Consider the following 14719-nt stretch of genomic DNA (forward strand, 5'->3'; position numbering starts at 1 on the left):
CGATGACAGTTCTGGATATTCAAATCAGCGTCGAGGCCGAAGGCTGGTCCTCGGAAGAGGACTTGGCTGCCTTTGCCACCAGGGTGCTGGATGCGGCGGTCGATTTCCTGAAGCGGGAAGAGGACCAACCCTTCCCGAAAATGCCAGTGGAGCTGTCGCTGGTCTTCACCGACGACGAAAATATCCGGGAAATCAACGCCGAATGGCGTGACAAGGACAAGGCGACCAATGTCCTGTCTTTCCCGGCTTTTCCGCTGGAGCCGGGCGGAATGCCGGGCCCCATGCTGGGCGATATCGTCATCGCGCGCGAGACGGTTGAGCGCGAAGCCCTTGAACTTGAGAAGAGTTTCGAGGATCATCTGACCCATCTGCTCGTTCATGGGTTCCTGCATTTGTTCGGTTATGACCATATGGACGAGGAAGAAGCGGAAGAAATGGAGTCGCTTGAGACTCGCATTTTGGCGGTGCTTGGCCTATCTGATCCTTACGCGGGTCAGGAACCGCTTTAAATATTGTCTGGAGCCATGAACGAACATTCTGCACGACCTGCCAATGAGGGCAGAGAAAACGGCGAGCAGTCCTCTTCGGAGGAGGGCAGTAGTCACTTACGTCAGGACTACAATGCCAAACCGAAATCGACCATCTGGTCACGCATCGCACGGTTGTTGAAACCATCTCAGGGCGAGCGCCTGCGCGAGGATTTGACCGACGCGCTGATGGACGACACCGAAATCGGTGCGGCCTTTTCGCCCGAAGAACGGGCTATGCTCAACAATATCCTGCGTTTCCGCGAGGTTCGGGTCGAAGACATCATGATCCCTCGCGTGGATATTGATGGCCTCGATGAGAATATGACGATAGGCGAGGCGCTGATCCTCTTCGAGGAAACCGGGCGTTCCCGTATGCCTGTCTATGACGAGACGCTGGATAACCCGAAGGGCATGATCCACATTCGCGATCTGCTGGCCTATGTCGCCAAGCAGGCCCGCAACAAACGCCGGGCCGGTTCGCGAAGCGTTGCTTTCGGTGAGGTGAAGGCGCCGCGTTCACCGCGGCCGAATTTCGACCTGGGACGTGTCGATCTGGAGCAGACGGTCGCCGATGCCGGACTGGTTCGCAAAATTCTTTTTGCGCCGCCCTCCATGCTGGCCTCCGACCTTTTGAAGACGATGCAGGCCCAGAGAACCCAGCTTGCGCTGGTGATCGATGAATATGGCGGCACCGACGGTCTCGTCAGCCACGAGGATATCGTCGAAATGGTCATAGGCGACATCGATGACGAGCACGACAAGGACGAGGCGATGTTTTCGCGTCTTTCCGCCGATGTGCTTGTCGCGGATGCACGTGCGGAACTCACCGAACTTGCCGAGGCGATCGGTCCGGCATTCGATGTTCGTGAACACCTGGAGGAAATAGATACGCTCGGCGGTCTCATCTTCTTCGCGCTCGGCCGTATTCCGGCCAAGGGCGAGGTGGTTCGGGCCGTGCCAGGTTTCGAGTTCCAGATACTCGATGCCGATAGCAGGCGCATCAAGGGCGTTCGTATCGTCCGGGATCACGGCTCCGAAGGTGAGGATGATCGCGCTCCGGGCGAAGCGGACGCCAATGAGGTGATTGCGCTGCCTGCGCCCGATGTTCGCCTCATCACGCATCAGCAGAATGCCGATTAAGAAAGGTCGACGGGGTTTTCCCCGTCGCGCCCTTTTTCGACATCTCTCAATCCGGCAGCTATGAAGGCCGTGTTCGGCGTCGAAAAGAACATATGGCGCTTCGGTCGCCATGCCTCCTGTGGACTGCGAATCTTTTTTCCTTTACGTCGGGTCTGAGGGAAAATTCCGCGGCGCGGCCTTGTCGGCTGCGGGCTTTTCCCGACGCGCATAAACGGAGATGGCATGGAGCGTCTTGCAGGCAGGGTAATGCTGGCCGGCGGCATGAGCCGCGCAGTTATGGCGATTGCTGCAGGTGCGGTCGGGGCGCTCGCTCTGCCTCCATTCGGCTTTTTCGCGGCGCTCTTTTTCTCTTTCACCCTACTTGTCTGGCTCGTGGACGGCTGCACCGGCAAACCTGGGGGCGGCCTCTTCAGCCGCGTCATGCCGGCCTTCGGCATCGGCTGGTGTTTCGGGCTCGGTTACTTCGTGGCGGGCCTATGGTGGCTCGGCAATGCTCTTCTGCTGGAGGCCGATGAATTCGCCTGGGCGCTGCCGCTCGCCATTCTTGGCCTCCCCGCTTTTCTGGCATTGTTTTACGGTTTTGCGGTTGCGGCAGCCAACCTCCTCTGGTCGGAGGGCCTCGGCCGTATCGCTGCACTTGCTGCCGCGTTCGGTTTTTCAGAATGGCTGCGCAGCTTCCTGGCCACCGGCTTTCCCTGGAACGCGATTGGCTACGGCATCATGCCCGTCCCGATCATGATGCAATCGGTGCATCTGCTTGGCCTTTTCAGCATAACGACGCTTGCGGTTTTCATCTTCGCCTCGCCCGCACTGATAGGCACGAAAAAAGGCATGTGGCCGGGTCTCGCTGTGGCGGGTCTGCTGCTGGCCGGCCATTTCGGGTATGGCTTTTACCGTCTCCAGACGCCGGCGGAGGTGCCCGCAGACGCACTGACCGTTCGGATTGTGCAGCCTTCCATCGATCAGTCACGCAAGATGCTGAACGCGGACAGGGCGGAGATTTTCGGCGAGCATCTGCGGCTCTCGGCTCTGCCGCCGGGCGAAGGGAAAAAGCGCCCTGATATCATCGTCTGGCCGGAAACCTCCGTGCCGTTCATTCTGACGCAAAATCCGGATGCTTTGGCGGAAATCGCCAAAACGCTGGAGGATGGGCAGGTGCTGTTCACCGGCGCCGTCAGAATGGAAGATCAGGGTGCAGGCCGTCCGCCGCGTTATTACAATTCGGTCTATGCGATCGACAGCCAGGGCGAGATCATCGGCGCGACCGACAAGGTGCATCTGACCCCCTTTGGCGAATACGTTCCCTTTGAAGGTATCCTGCGGGAATTCGGCATCGACAATGTCATCGCTTTGCCGGGAGGTTTTTCCGCCGCTTCCTCGCGCACGCCGCTCACGCTTCCTTCGGGTAAGACCTTCTATCCTCTCATCTGTTACGAGATCATTTTCCCGGGTGAGATGACGCCGGGGCTAGCCGGCTCGGCCGCCATCCTGAATGTGACCAATGATGGCTGGTTCGGTGATACGCCTGGCCCCTATCAGCATTTTCTGCAGGCGAGAGTCCGGGCCGTTGAGACGGGCGTGCCGGTGATTCGCGGCGCCAATACCGGGATTTCAGCCGTCATAGACCCCTATGGCCGCATTATTGCGGGGCTCGATTACGGTCGGGTGGGAATTGTTGACGCCACTTTGAGTGGTGGGTCAAACGACGCATTTACTTACGACACAGATCGGACGTATTTCTGGTTGATTTTTTCTATCTTGATGATCGTTGCGGTATTTCCCGCCTTGAGTTTCGCTCGGCGCTAGAATTGACCGGGAACCCCTGTAATTGCATAGTGAATACGTCAGTCGTAAAACAAGTTTAGACGCTGTCGAATTGCCGACTCATTTCTTCGAAATGTAATGAAGCGAGATATCAACCCTTTCCGAGTGTCAGGACCGCATGATGACCGAGAATAAGAAAAAGCCTAACCCGATCGACATTCATGTCGGAAGCCGAATTCGCCTTCGCAGAACCATGCTGGGCATGAGTCAGGAAAAGCTTGGCGAAAGCCTCGGAATTACCTTTCAGCAAATCCAGAAATATGAAAAAGGCACGAACCGCGTTGGCGCCAGCCGCCTCCAGAATATTTCCGGTATTCTCAATGTGCCCGTTTCCTTTTTCTTCGAGGATGCACCCGGCGATCAGGCCGGTGGCACGACCGGTATGGCAGAAGCCTCTAGCTCCAATTACGTGGTCGACTTTCTGTCCTCGGCTGAAGGTCTGCAGCTGAACCGCGCCTTCGTGAAGATCGCCGATCCGAAGGTTCGCCGCCGTCTCGTCGATCTCGTCAAGGCGCTCGCCGCTGAGGGTGACGCCGAGTAAGCGCAGCCCGCGCGACGCAGAAAATTTCCGGCACGGGATGCCGGGCACTCAACGGTCCGCAAGGACCGTTTTTTTGTGCGCGATTAGAAAGGAATTCTCACATAAAGATATATTTATGTGGTTGTGTCCTTGTTTTTCACGGCCGAAATGACTAACAAACTCCAAGACCGTTCTTTGAGGGGAATCCCGCATGCGTGCCAATTATCTGTTCACCAGCGAGTCCGTGGCTGAGGGTCATCCGGACAAGGTTTGTGATCGTATCTCCGATGAAATCGTGGATCTCATCTATCGTGAAGCGTCCAAGACGGGCGTTGACCCGTGGACCGTGCGCATCGCATGCGAAACGCTTGCGACCACCAACCGCGTCGTTATCGCCGGTGAGGTTCGGGTTCCCGATACGCTTCTCAAAAAGGACAAGGACGGCAAGGTCGTCAAGGACGCCGCTGGTCATCCGGTCATCAACCCTTCCAAGTTCAAGTCCGCCGCCCGCAAGGCGATCCGCGACATCGGTTACGAGCAGGATGGTTTCCACTGGAAGACCGCCAAGATCGACGTTCTGCTGCATCCGCAGTCGGCCGATATCGCGCAGGGCGTTGACAACGCCTCCGACAAGCAGGGCGACGAGGGCGCCGGCGACCAGGGCATCATGTTCGGTTACGCCTGCAAGGAAACGCCGGACCTGATGCCGGCGCCGATCTATTATTCCCACCGCATTTTGCAGCTGCTGGCTACCGCCCGTAAGAGCGGTGAGGGCGAAGCCGCAAAGCTCGGCCCCGACGCCAAGAGCCAGGTGACCGTTCGTTACGTCGACGGCAAGGCTTCGGAAGCCGTGTCAATCGTTCTGTCCACCCAACACCTCGATGCCAGCTGGGACTCGAAGAAGGTGCGTGAGGTCGTCGAACCCTATATTCGCGAAGCTCTGGGTGACCTGAAGATCGCTGACGATTGCCAGTGGTATATCAACCCGACGGGCAAGTTCGTCATCGGCGGTCCCGATGGCGATGCCGGCCTGACTGGCCGCAAGATCATCGTCGACACCTATGGCGGTGCTGCTCCCCATGGCGGCGGCGCATTCTCCGGCAAGGACACGACCAAGGTCGACCGTTCCGCCGCTTATGCCGCCCGCTATCTCGCCAAAAACGTCGTGGCTGCTGGTCTGGCGGAGCGCTGCACGATCCAGATTTCCTATGCGATCGGCGTCGCCCAGCCGCTGTCGATCTATGTCGATCTGCATGGCACCGGCAAGGTCAGCGAAGATCAGGTCGAAGCCGCGATCCGCAAGGTCATGGACCTGTCGCCGTCGGGCATTCGCCGTCATCTCGATCTTAACAAGCCGATCTACGCCAAGACCTCCTCCTATGGCCATTTCGGCCGGAAGGCCGGCCGCGATGGCTCCTTCTCCTGGGAGAAGCTGGATCTGGTGAAGCCGCTTAAGGAAGCTCTGAGCGCTTGAAGCATTTCCGGTAAAACTGCGTTGCGGTTTTACGTCCGGAGAAGGCGCGGCTCTTTCTAAGCTTGTCATTCGGCGGCGATTGAGAGATACCGACTGCACCTTTTGTAACCCGCACAGTGCCCAACGTGGTGCTGTGCGGGTTAAATCTATTTGTTGTTGAGAGTATGAGATGACGGAAGAACGGCGTTCGCGCGCGACGGAAGCGTTTTTTGGCAGACGCAAGGGCAAGCCTCTGCGCAATCAGCAGGTCGATACAATCGAGAACCTGTTGCCTTTGCTGAAAATCGATCTGGAAAGCGCCCCGCCGCAAAATCTTGCCGCTCTTTTTCCCGCGGATGTGCGGTCGATCCGTCTGGAGATTGGTTTCGGCGGCGGCGAGCATCTCGCTCACCGCGCGGTTGAAAACCCGGAGACGGGTTTCATCGGCGTCGAGCCCTTCGTCAACTCCATGGCCAAGCTGCTCGCCACGGTCCGCGAACGCGAGCTGATGAATATCCGCCTTTACGACGATGATGCGACGCAGTTGCTCGACTGGTTGCCCGAGGGATCGATCGATCACATCGATCTGCTTTATCCCGATCCGTGGCCGAAGAAGAAGCACTGGAAGCGCCGTTTTGTCTCCGACGTCAATCTTGCCCGTTTCCATCGTGTGTTGAAGCCCGGCGGCAAGTTCTGCTTTGCGTCGGATATCGATACTTACGTCAACTGGACGCTGCAGCATTGCGCCCGCCATGGCGGCTTCGAATGGACGGCGGCGAGCGCTGACGACTGGCGCACGCCCTATGCCAACTGGCCGGGCACGCGCTACGAGAACAAGGCGAAAAGAGAAGGCCGCAGCTCGGCCTATCTCACTTTCATCCGTCGCTAAAGCATTTCCAGTAAAATTGCGCAGCGGTTTTACGTCCGGAAAATGCGCTAACGAAAATATCCCTCAGAGAGCCGCATCCACTTCCGCTGCAAGCGGAATGGAAGGCTGCGCGCCGGCGCGGGTGCAGGCGAGCGAGCCTGCGACAGCGGCGCGCTTCAGCGCCTTTTCGAAATCCATGCCCTGATCGAGGCTGGCGGCAAGATAACCGCAGAAAGTATCGCCCGCACCGACCGTATCGACCGGCTCGATCTTGAGGCCGGAAGCCCGGAAAACCTTGCCGTTGCGCATGGCGATCACGCCATCGGCGCCAAGCGTTACGATCAATGTCTGGCCGGTCCTGTCGTGCAGGTTTTTCAGTTCATTTTCCCGCTCAGAAGCGGAAAGGCCGTTCTTTCCGACCAGCAATTCGAACTCGGTTTCGTTGGCGATGACAATATCGGCAAGGCCCGCAAGGCGCGGTCCATCCGCGGTCAGTGGCGCAGTATTGATGACGGTGGTGACGCGCTTTGCCTTCGCAGCCGTCAGCGCCGCTTCGATAGCGGACGCGGGTATCTCAAACTGCAACATCAAGATATCACCCGCCGACATTTCAGCCAGGGCTTTCGCGGCGTCGGATGCGGAGACTTCACCATTGGCGGCGGGAATGACCGAGATCATGTTTTCCCCGCCTTCGCCGATAAGGATCACTGCCGTCCCCGTAGGGCCGGGCGTGGTCTTCACCAGTGAGAGATCAGTGCCGGCGTCGCGCAGCAAGGTCAGCGCCGGTGCGGCAAAGGTGTCATCGCCCGCAGCACCCGCCATCTTCACCGTGGCGCCTGCACGCCGTGCGGCCAGCGCCTGATTGGCTCCCTTGCCGCCGGCGGCGGTGGAGAATGTCTCACCGGTCACGGTTTCACCGGGCTTGGGCAGGCGTTTGGCGGTGGCGACGAGGTCCATGTTGATGGAACCGAAAACAGTAATCATGGGGCGCTGGGTCCGTATGAAATTTGAGCAAGGCGGCGACTTTGCCCGAGACGATCACTCGTCGTCAACTACCCGCAATTTCGCCGCACCGGCCCGGTTTTCCGCAAAGCGCCGGGCCTGCTCGATTTCTCCATGCGAAGCCTCTTTTTCCATCGGCAAAAAATCGAGGCCTTCGATCTTCTGGCCACGCGCCAGCACCTTGTCGGAGGAGATCAGCATCATGTCGACGTCTTTCTGGGCCAGCCCGAAATGGGCCTGCAGCTTGCGCGTCCTGTCGTCCAGCCGCCGCACATCGTCCATCAGAAGGGCGACCTCGCCCTGAATGAGATGCGCCTGCTCACGCATGCGCTGATCCTTGAGCACGGACTGGATGACCTGCACAGACAGCATCAAGAGCGACGGCGAAACGATGACGACCCGGGCGCGATGGGCGCGCTGCACCAGATATTCGAAATGCTGGTGAATATCGGCGAAGATCGATTCGGAGGGCACGAAGATGAAGGCCGTATCCTGTGTCTCGCCGCGGATGAGGTATTTCTCGGCCACATCACGAATATGCACTTCCATATCGCGGCGGAACTGTTGAACCGCGGCGCGTTTGGTTTCGGGCGTCTCGTCCGCCTTGATTGCATTCCATGCCTCCAGCGGAAACTTAGCGTCGATGACCAGTGCCGGGGCATTGTTCGGCATCTTGATGATACAGTCGGGCCGGTAGCCGTTGGAAAGCGTCGGCTGAAGCTGGAAGGCCCCGGCGGGAAGCGCATCGGCGATCAACGTTTCCATGCGCGCCTGTCCGAAAGCGCCGCGTGTCTGCTTGTTGGAAAGAATGGCTTGAAGCCCGACAACGTCTTTTGCCAGATCCTGAATATTGCCTTGCGCGGCATCGATGACAGCGAGGCGCTCCTGAAGGCGGCTCAGATTTTCATGGGTCGACCGGGTCTGCTCGGTGAGCGTTTCACCAAGGCGCTGCGACATGCCGTCGAGGCGCTGGTTCAGCGTCTGGCTCATCTCGGTCTGGCGCGTGCCAAGCGTTTCCGCCATGGCCGCGATCCGCCCGTGCAGTTCGGACTGTGTTTTCAGGAGATCGGAAATTTCACCGTCAGCTCCAGCCTTTTTCGACCGGTTTGCCGTCACAAGCCACGCCACGGCGAGGCCGAAAACCGCGGCAGCGAGAAGCGCACCGAAGCTGATATCGACGGAGCCGGCCCGCAGCGCGGGTTGAAGGAGAACTGAAAAGTCTATGCTCATGGCCAAATCTAACAGATTTCCAATGATTCGTAAGATCAAAACAAGAACATTCCTGCGGCAGAAATGAGTCAGGCGGGGCACATGCCGGAGGCGGTTTGAACCTCGTGTTTTTTATTTCCTCCGCGCAAGAGATACGTTATGGGAAGCCATGACCATCAAACCGCTTATCATTTTGCCCGATCCCGTGCTGCGTCAGCAATCCAAGCCCATCGAACAGGTGGATGCTGAGGTGCTGCGCCTTGCCGACGATATGCTCGAAACCATGTATGATGCGCCGGGTATCGGCCTCGCCGCCATTCAGATCGGCGTGCCGCGCCGCATGCTGGTGATCGACGTGGCACGCGAAGGTGAAGAAAAGGCTCCGGTCGTTTTCATCAATCCGGAAATCCTCAAAGTGTCGGACGATGTCTCGGCCTATGAGGAAGGCTGCCTCTCCATCCCCGATTATTATGCCGAGGTGGAGCGCCCAGCGTCGCTCACCGTGCAATATGTCGGCCGTGACGGCAAGCAGCAGACGGTCGAGGCGGACGGTCTGCTCGCGACCTGTTTGCAGCATGAGATCGACCACCTCAACGGCGTTCTCTTCATCGACCATATTTCGCGGCTCAAACGCGACATGGTCATCAAGAAATTCACGAAAGCGGCCCGCGCAAAGATCTGATCCGTCCTCTTTGGGCTGGAGTGGACGACAGGGAAGGGGGCGACGATGGCTCTTCGCATCATTTTTATGGGCACGCCGGATTTTTCCGTTCCCACATTGCGTGTACTGGTGGATGCGGGCCACGAGATCGTTGCCGTCTACACCCAGCCGCCGCGTCCCGGCGGCCGCCGTGGTCTCGATTTGCAGAAGTCGTCGGTCCATCAGGCAGCCGACTTGCTGGGGCTGTCGGTGCTGACGCCCGTAAACTTCAAGGCCGAGGAAGACCGCCAGCATTTCCGGGATTTCAACGCCGATGTAGCCGTCGTCGTCGCTTACGGTCTGCTTTTGCCTGAAGCGATCCTCTCCGGCACGCGTCTCGGCTGTTATAATGGTCACGCCTCCCTGCTGCCGCGCTGGCGCGGGGCTGCCCCCATCCAGAGGGCGATCATGGCCGGCGATGCCGAAACCGGTATGATGGTGATGAAAATGGAAAAGGGGCTCGATACCGGCCCCGTCGCGCTCACCGCAAAGGTCGCGATCGACGAGAATATGACGGCGGGCGAACTGCATGACAGCCTGATGCTGGCGGGTGCGCGGTTGATGCGGCAGGCGATGGACAAGCTGGAGGCAGGCGACCTGCCCCTCGTCACGCAGGCGGAAGAGGGCGTGCTCTACGCCGCGAAGATCGACAAGGGCGAGACCCATATCGATTTTTCAAGGCCCGCACAGGATGTCCATAACCACATTCGCGGGCTTTCGCCGTTTCCCGGCGCATGGCTGGAGATGAATATCGGCGGCAAACCCGAACGCGTGAAGGTTCTGGCCTCCGAACTGGCAAGCGGAATGGGAGAAGCGGGCGCAGCGCTCGACGATGCTCTGACCATTGCCTGCGGTAGCGGCGCCGTGCGGCTCACCCGTTTGCAGAAGGCGGGTGGCAAGCCGATGTCGGCGGCCGATTTCGTGCGTGGCACACCGGTTCCGACCGCAACGAGGCTCGGCTGATGCCACGTTTCCGCATGACCGTCGAATATGACGGCACGCCTTATTACGGCTGGCAGAGACAGGATAACGGCCCCTCGGTTCAGGGCGCGCTGGAGGCTGCGGTTCGCTCGTTGACGGGAGAGAGCGTCTCCATTCGCGGTGCCGGCCGCACCGATTCCGGCGTGCATGCCGTTGGACAGGTCGCCCACATCGATCTTTCCCGCGATTGGGAACCCTACAAGCTCCGCAATGCCTTGAACGCGCATCTCGCCATGGCGGGTGAGGCCGTGGCCGTGCTCGATGCCGCCGCCGTGACCGAGGATTTCGACGCCCGTTTTTCAGCGCTGCGCCGCCATTATCTCTATCGCATCATCTGTCGCAAATCCCGGCTGGCGCTGGAGCACAAGCGGGCATGGTGGGTATCGAAGGATATGGACCACGAGCGCATGCATGAAGCCGCACAGATGCTGGTCGGCCGGCATGATTTCACGACCTTCCGTTCGGTCCATTGCCAGGCAAACAGCCCGGTCCGCACGCTCGACCGGCTGGACGTGACCCGCAACGGCGACCTCATCGAAATCCGCGCGACCGCGCAAAGCTTCCTGCATAATCAGATACGCTCCTTCGCCGGCACGCTGAAGATGGCAGGTGAAGGCACTATGACGCCTGATGATGTGCGTGCCGCGCTGGAGGCACGAGATCGCAAGGCCTGCGGTCCCGTTGCGCCGCCGGACGGTCTTTATTTCATGCAGGTCGATTATCCCGATGTCATTCCGCCGCGCCGCCGCCCCGAAGTCGAAGTGACGGAAGACGCGGACTGACCTGAAGCCTCACTGCCTCTCAGGCCGGATATACGCCGAGAAAACGCTGCAATGCTTCCGACAGCAACATGGCGGGCACCAGCAGCGTCATGACGACGGCCGAGACGAGCAGCGACTGGTCGCGGATGAAAAATCTGACGATCCGCGAAAAAGCGAAGACCAGCGACAGAAGCAGTGCCAGCCAGAGAATGGCGATCAACCCCTGCAGCGGCGGCAGGAAGAATGCGATCAGGATGAGAACCGCATAGGCATAAGAAAAGGGCAGCGACAGCCAGTTCACGGTGGTGACGAGCGGCGCGAATTTTTCCCGGGCGCCAAAGGCGTAGAGCAGCATGCCGATCAACAGCAGCGGCACGATCCAGCAGATGGCCTCGACCATGGCCAGGCGGAAGAAGAAGATGAAGCCCGTTCCGGTTCCGGGCGGATAGCTGGCGAGAAAGGCGGCACGCAGCCACAGCCAGGAAACCAGCATGGCCGGCAGGCACCACAGCGCTGAATAGAAGGACCGCCACATGCCGCGCTCGGAGAGATCGAGATACCGCGCGCCATTATGATCGCCGAGCAGCAGAAGCCACAGGCCTGTCAGATAGAGCCTTACTTCACTTGCCGTCGGCATGGGCGAACCAGCGTTCGATAAAGGTCTCGTAAATGCGTGTCAGCATCTCGAGATCGGCAACGGCCACGCGCTCGTCGACCATATGCATGGTCTGCCCGACAAGGCCAAATTCCACGACAGGGCAATAATCCTTGATGAAGCGCGCATCCGAGGTGCCGCCCGTGGTCGAAAGCTTCGGTTCTTTGCCTGTCACGGCTTCCACCGCACCTGACAGCGATGAGATGAGCGCATTGTTGCGCGTCAGGAAAACATGGCTCGGACGGTCCGCCCAGACGATCTCATATTTGACCGGAGCCCGGTCGGGGCGAAGCTCGCCTTCGGCTGCGGCGGCATCGAGGCGGCGGATGATTTCCGCCCGCAGGCTCTCTGCCGTCCAGCTGTCGTTGAAACGAATGTTGAAGGCCGCCGTCGCCCGCGCCGGGATGACATTGGTGGCGGCATTGCCGGTATCGACGGTCGTCACTTCCAGATTGGAAGGCTGGAAATCATCCGTGCCGTGATCGAAAGCCGGATGCATCAACGCATGGGTAAGCTGCAAAAGACCGCGAATGGGGTTGTCGGCGAGATGCGGATAGGCGGCGTGGCCTTGAACGCCGTGGACCGTGATTCGGCCCGAGAGCGAACCCCGGCGGCCGATCTTGATCATGTCGCCCAACTGGTCGGGATTGGTCGGCTCGCCCACGACACAGGCGTCCCATGTCTCGCCTCTGGCGGCTGCCCATTCCAGCAGCTTGGAAGTGCCGTTGATCGACGGGCCTTCCTCATCGCCTGTAATCAGGAAAGAAACGGAGCCGTCCGGCTTGCCGTGTTTTTCGATATGGCGGGCAATGGCCGCCACGAAACAGGCGATGCCGCCTTTCATGTCCACCGCACCGCGACCGTACATTTCCCCACCGGCGATGTCTGCCGAAAAGGGCGGATGGCTCCATGCGGCCTCATCACCCACGGGAACGACATCCGTATGGCCCGCAAACATCAGATGCGGACCTTCGGTGCCGAGCCGTGCATAGAGGTTTTCCACGTCAGGCGTTCCCGCCTCGCTCGCCACCATCCTGTCCACCTTAAAGCCGAGCGGCGAAAGCAGGGTGTCGAGCAGGGAAAGCGCGCCGCCTTCCGCAGGCGTTACCGAAGGGCAACGGATGAGGGCGGCGAGATTGGCAACGGGATCGGTCGTGGTCATGGTATCAGCTTTTATCAGTCGCGCAGAAGCTCGTTGATGCCGGTCTTGGAACGGGTCTTTTCATCGACGCGCTTGACGATCACGGCGCAATAGAGGCTTGGGCCCGGTTCGCCGTTCGGGAAAGGCTTGCCCGGCATGGTGCCGGCAACGACGACGGAATAGGGTGGCACTTCGCCATAGGTGATCTCGCCGGTGGCGCGGTCCACGATCTTGGTGGACTTGCCGATGAAGACGCCCATACCGAGAACCGCGCCTTCACGCACGATGCAGCCTTCGACGACTTCCGAACGGGCGCCGATGAAGCAATTGTCCTCGATGATCGTCGGGCCCGCCTGCAAGGGTTCCAGAACGCCGCCGATGCCGACGCCGCCCGAAAGATGCACATTCTTGCCAATCTGCGCGCAGGAGCCGACCGTTGCCCAGGTATCGACCATCGTACCTTCATCGACATAGGCGCCGAGATTGACGAAGGACGGCATCAGAACGACGTTTTTGGCGACATAGGCAGAGCGGCGCACGACGGCGTTCGGCACGGCGCGGAAACCGGCGGCGCGGAACTGGTTTTCACCCCAGTTTTCGAACTTCGACGGCACTTTGTCCCACCAGGTGGATTCGCCCGGTCCGCCGGTCACGATTTCCATGTCGTTCAGGCGGAAGGACAGAAGCACGGCCTTTTTCAGCCACTGGTTCACCTTCCAGTTTCCGTCAGCCTGCTTTTCGGCCACGCGCGCCTTGCCGCTGTCGAGAAGTTGAAGAGATGTGTCCACGGCATCGCGAACCTCGCCCTTCGTCGATACGTTCACACCATCGCGGTTGTCGAATGCGGTTTCGATGATGGTTTCGAGGGAGGTTAGATCCGTAAGGCTCATGGAAAATTCCTTGAATGTCGCGTGGTGTTCGTGGTCACGGATGGTCCCGCGCCGCTGGAAGGCTTTGGTCATTTGATCTAAGGGAGTGTTGGAAAGGCGTCAATGTGATTTGGATGATTTGGCGCGTCAGACGAAAGGCATGGAAATGACACGACTGAAAAACGGCAAATTGCGGCGCAAGGACGGGGTATGGGACCCGTTGAAGCGCAGCTCTGCGGACAAGCAGCAGGCCGAGGTCATTCCCAGGACGCCACAGTCGGATTCCCCGTCCTACCGGCTTGCCTATGCGGACATGGATTTTCTCTGCCGCGAGGAACTGCGTCCCGTCAGGCTTCAGCTAGAACTTCTGAAGACAGAAATGGCGCTGGCCGAGCGGGGCATCAAATCCACCGTCGTCATGTTCGGCGGCGCCCGTATTCCTGAACCCGGCGGCGAGGCCTGGGCGGCGCGCAACGAGACGCAGAAGCGCAATCTGGAGCAATCCTCAGTTTATTACGACGAGGCGCGCAAATTTGCCCGTCTCTGCACCGATTATGCCGCGAAATCAGATCACCTCGAATATGTCGTGGTCACCGGCGGCGGTCCCGGTGTCATGGAAGCGGGTAATCGCGGCGCTGCCGATGCCGGCGGCCCGTCTATAGGCCTCAACATCGTCCTGCCGCACGAGCAGGCGCCGAACCCCTATGTAACACCGGAGCTGAGCTTCAACTTCCACTATTTCGCCATTCGCAAGATGCATTTCCTGATGCGGGCGAAAGCGGTGGTGATCTTTCCCGGCGGTTTCGGCACGCTTGATGAGCTCTTCGAAACGTTGACGCTTATCCAGACGAAGCGCATGGAGCCCATTCCGCTCGTCCTGTTCGGTGAGAAATTCTGGCGATCGGTAATCAATTTCAAATTCCTGGCGGATTTCGGCACCATTGCACCGGATGATATGAATTTGCTGCATTTCGCCGAAACGGCCGAAGATGCATGGAAACTCATCTCGGCCCACTACGAACACTGATTATGCTTGGCGCGGCGAAGTAATTTTAGGGTTTAATTA

15 protein-coding genes are annotated in these 14719 nt (G+C 59.3%); 10 read left to right on the forward strand and 5 right to left on the reverse strand.

The window, feature by feature from the left end:
* The first annotated feature begins 2 nt into the window (after positions 1 to 2).
* The 6 genes from ybeY to trmB all read left to right on the forward strand — a co-directional run bounded on the left by ybeY (position 3) and on the right by trmB (position 6356).
* On the forward strand, positions 3 to 509 hold the full coding sequence (gene ybeY, locus PL597_RS06450; protein ID WP_137409694.1) for an rRNA maturation RNase YbeY: 507 nt from the start codon (positions 3 to 5) through the stop codon (positions 507 to 509).
* Between the two features lie 15 nt (positions 510 to 524).
* On the forward strand, positions 525 to 1670 hold the full coding sequence (locus tag PL597_RS06455) for a hemolysin family protein (protein WP_077984427.1): 1146 nt from the start codon (positions 525 to 527) through the stop codon (positions 1668 to 1670).
* A gap of 222 nt (positions 1671 to 1892) precedes the next feature.
* The gene (gene lnt, locus PL597_RS06460; protein ID WP_271364783.1) at positions 1893 to 3476 is read left to right on the forward strand and encodes an apolipoprotein N-acyltransferase; all 1584 of its coding nucleotides are present in this window, start codon (positions 1893 to 1895) and stop codon (positions 3474 to 3476) included.
* A 139-nt stretch (positions 3477 to 3615) separates the two neighbouring features.
* On the forward strand, positions 3616 to 4035 hold the full coding sequence (locus PL597_RS06465) for a helix-turn-helix domain-containing protein (RefSeq protein ID WP_077984475.1): 420 nt from the start codon (positions 3616 to 3618) through the stop codon (positions 4033 to 4035).
* A 190-nt stretch (positions 4036 to 4225) separates the two neighbouring features.
* Positions 4226 to 5488, forward strand: a complete 1263-nt coding sequence (gene metK, locus PL597_RS06470) for a methionine adenosyltransferase (protein WP_173987995.1) — start codon at positions 4226 to 4228, stop codon at positions 5486 to 5488.
* 169 nt (positions 5489 to 5657) lie between these two features.
* Positions 5658 to 6356 (forward strand): tRNA (guanosine(46)-N7)-methyltransferase TrmB, encoded by a 699-nt coding sequence (trmB, locus tag PL597_RS06475; RefSeq protein WP_127756775.1) that lies wholly within the window; start codon positions 5658 to 5660, stop codon positions 6354 to 6356.
* A gap of 63 nt (positions 6357 to 6419) precedes the next feature.
* Here trmB and PL597_RS06480 read toward each other — a convergent pair whose 3' ends face one another.
* Positions 6420 to 7319, reverse strand: a complete 900-nt coding sequence (locus PL597_RS06480) for a ribokinase (RefSeq protein ID WP_271364784.1) — start codon at positions 7317 to 7319, stop codon at positions 6420 to 6422.
* A 54-nt stretch (positions 7320 to 7373) separates the two neighbouring features.
* Positions 7374 to 8567, reverse strand: coding sequence for a DNA recombination protein RmuC (locus PL597_RS06485; RefSeq protein WP_271364785.1), 1194 nt, complete (start codon positions 8565 to 8567; stop codon positions 7374 to 7376).
* A gap of 148 nt (positions 8568 to 8715) precedes the next feature.
* Between PL597_RS06485 and def the strand changes: the two genes are divergently transcribed.
* From def to truA, 3 genes are read left to right on the forward strand one after another with little or no spacing between them, the layout of a single operon-like run.
* Complete coding sequence (gene def, locus PL597_RS06490; protein WP_271364786.1) at positions 8716 to 9228, forward strand: peptide deformylase; 513 nt, start codon at positions 8716 to 8718, stop codon at positions 9226 to 9228.
* A gap of 45 nt (positions 9229 to 9273) precedes the next feature.
* On the forward strand, positions 9274 to 10209 hold the full coding sequence (fmt, locus tag PL597_RS06495) for a methionyl-tRNA formyltransferase (protein ID WP_271364787.1): 936 nt from the start codon (positions 9274 to 9276) through the stop codon (positions 10207 to 10209).
* Positions 10209 to 11009, forward strand: a complete 801-nt coding sequence (gene truA, locus PL597_RS06500) for a tRNA pseudouridine(38-40) synthase TruA (protein WP_077984434.1) — start codon at positions 10209 to 10211, stop codon at positions 11007 to 11009. The genes fmt and truA overlap by 1 nt, the downstream gene beginning before the upstream one ends.
* Before the next feature lie 19 nt (positions 11010 to 11028).
* Here the strand turns inward: truA and PL597_RS06505 are convergent, their stop codons facing one another.
* The 3 genes from PL597_RS06505 to dapD are packed head-to-tail and all read right to left on the reverse strand — an operon-like array spanning position 11029 to position 13674.
* Positions 11029 to 11625 carry a hypothetical protein gene (locus PL597_RS06505; protein ID WP_271364788.1) on the reverse strand — a complete coding sequence of 199 codons (597 nt, stop codon included), beginning with the start codon at positions 11623 to 11625 and terminating at the stop codon, positions 11029 to 11031.
* A complete protein-coding gene (gene dapE / locus PL597_RS06510) occupies positions 11609 to 12805 on the reverse strand; it encodes a succinyl-diaminopimelate desuccinylase (RefSeq protein WP_271364789.1) in 1197 nt (398 codons plus the stop codon). Before dapE ends, PL597_RS06505 begins: the two co-directional genes overlap by 17 nt.
* 14 nt (positions 12806 to 12819) lie before the next feature.
* Positions 12820 to 13674, reverse strand: a complete 855-nt coding sequence (gene dapD, locus PL597_RS06515) for a 2,3,4,5-tetrahydropyridine-2,6-dicarboxylate N-succinyltransferase (RefSeq protein ID WP_059759385.1) — start codon at positions 13672 to 13674, stop codon at positions 12820 to 12822.
* Between the two features lie 145 nt (positions 13675 to 13819).
* Here dapD and PL597_RS06520 point away from each other — a divergent pair, with 145 nt between their 5' ends.
* A complete protein-coding gene (locus tag PL597_RS06520) occupies positions 13820 to 14680 on the forward strand; it encodes an LOG family protein (RefSeq protein WP_271364790.1) in 861 nt (286 codons plus the stop codon).
* Positions 14681 to 14719: the final 39 nt, after the last annotated feature.

It is taken from the genome of Agrobacterium sp. ST15.13.013, from assembly GCF_027956525.1.
Taxonomy (GTDB): domain Bacteria; phylum Pseudomonadota; class Alphaproteobacteria; order Rhizobiales; family Rhizobiaceae; genus Agrobacterium; species Agrobacterium salinitolerans.

Excerpts from the sequence above, each read along its gene's own strand:
- ybeY (WP_137409694.1), top strand. The coding sequence starts at position 3 with ATGACAGTTCTGGATATTCAAATCAGCGTCGAGGCCGAAGGCTGGTCC.
- PL597_RS06455 (WP_077984427.1), top strand. The coding sequence starts at position 525 with ATGAACGAACATTCTGCACGACCTGCCAATGAGGGCAGAGAAAACGGC.
- lnt (WP_271364783.1), top strand. The coding sequence starts at position 1,893 with ATGGAGCGTCTTGCAGGCAGGGTAATGCTGGCCGGCGGCATGAGCCGC.
- PL597_RS06465 (WP_077984475.1), top strand. The coding sequence starts at position 3,616 with ATGACCGAGAATAAGAAAAAGCCTAACCCGATCGACATTCATGTCGGA.
- metK (WP_173987995.1), top strand. The coding sequence starts at position 4,226 with ATGCGTGCCAATTATCTGTTCACCAGCGAGTCCGTGGCTGAGGGTCAT.
- trmB (WP_127756775.1), top strand. The coding sequence starts at position 5,658 with ATGACGGAAGAACGGCGTTCGCGCGCGACGGAAGCGTTTTTTGGCAGA.
- PL597_RS06480 (WP_271364784.1), bottom strand. The coding sequence starts at position 7,319 with ATGATTACTGTTTTCGGTTCCATCAACATGGACCTCGTCGCCACCGCC.
- PL597_RS06485 (WP_271364785.1), bottom strand. The coding sequence starts at position 8,567 with ATGAGCATAGACTTTTCAGTTCTCCTTCAACCCGCGCTGCGGGCCGGC.
- def (WP_271364786.1), top strand. The coding sequence starts at position 8,716 with ATGACCATCAAACCGCTTATCATTTTGCCCGATCCCGTGCTGCGTCAG.
- fmt (WP_271364787.1), top strand. The coding sequence starts at position 9,274 with ATGGCTCTTCGCATCATTTTTATGGGCACGCCGGATTTTTCCGTTCCC.
- truA (WP_077984434.1), top strand. The coding sequence starts at position 10,209 with ATGCCACGTTTCCGCATGACCGTCGAATATGACGGCACGCCTTATTAC.
- PL597_RS06505 (WP_271364788.1), bottom strand. The coding sequence starts at position 11,625 with ATGCCGACGGCAAGTGAAGTAAGGCTCTATCTGACAGGCCTGTGGCTT.
- dapE (WP_271364789.1), bottom strand. The coding sequence starts at position 12,805 with ATGACCACGACCGATCCCGTTGCCAATCTCGCCGCCCTCATCCGTTGC.
- dapD (WP_059759385.1), bottom strand. The coding sequence starts at position 13,674 with ATGAGCCTTACGGATCTAACCTCCCTCGAAACCATCATCGAAACCGCA.
- PL597_RS06520 (WP_271364790.1), top strand. The coding sequence starts at position 13,820 with ATGACACGACTGAAAAACGGCAAATTGCGGCGCAAGGACGGGGTATGG.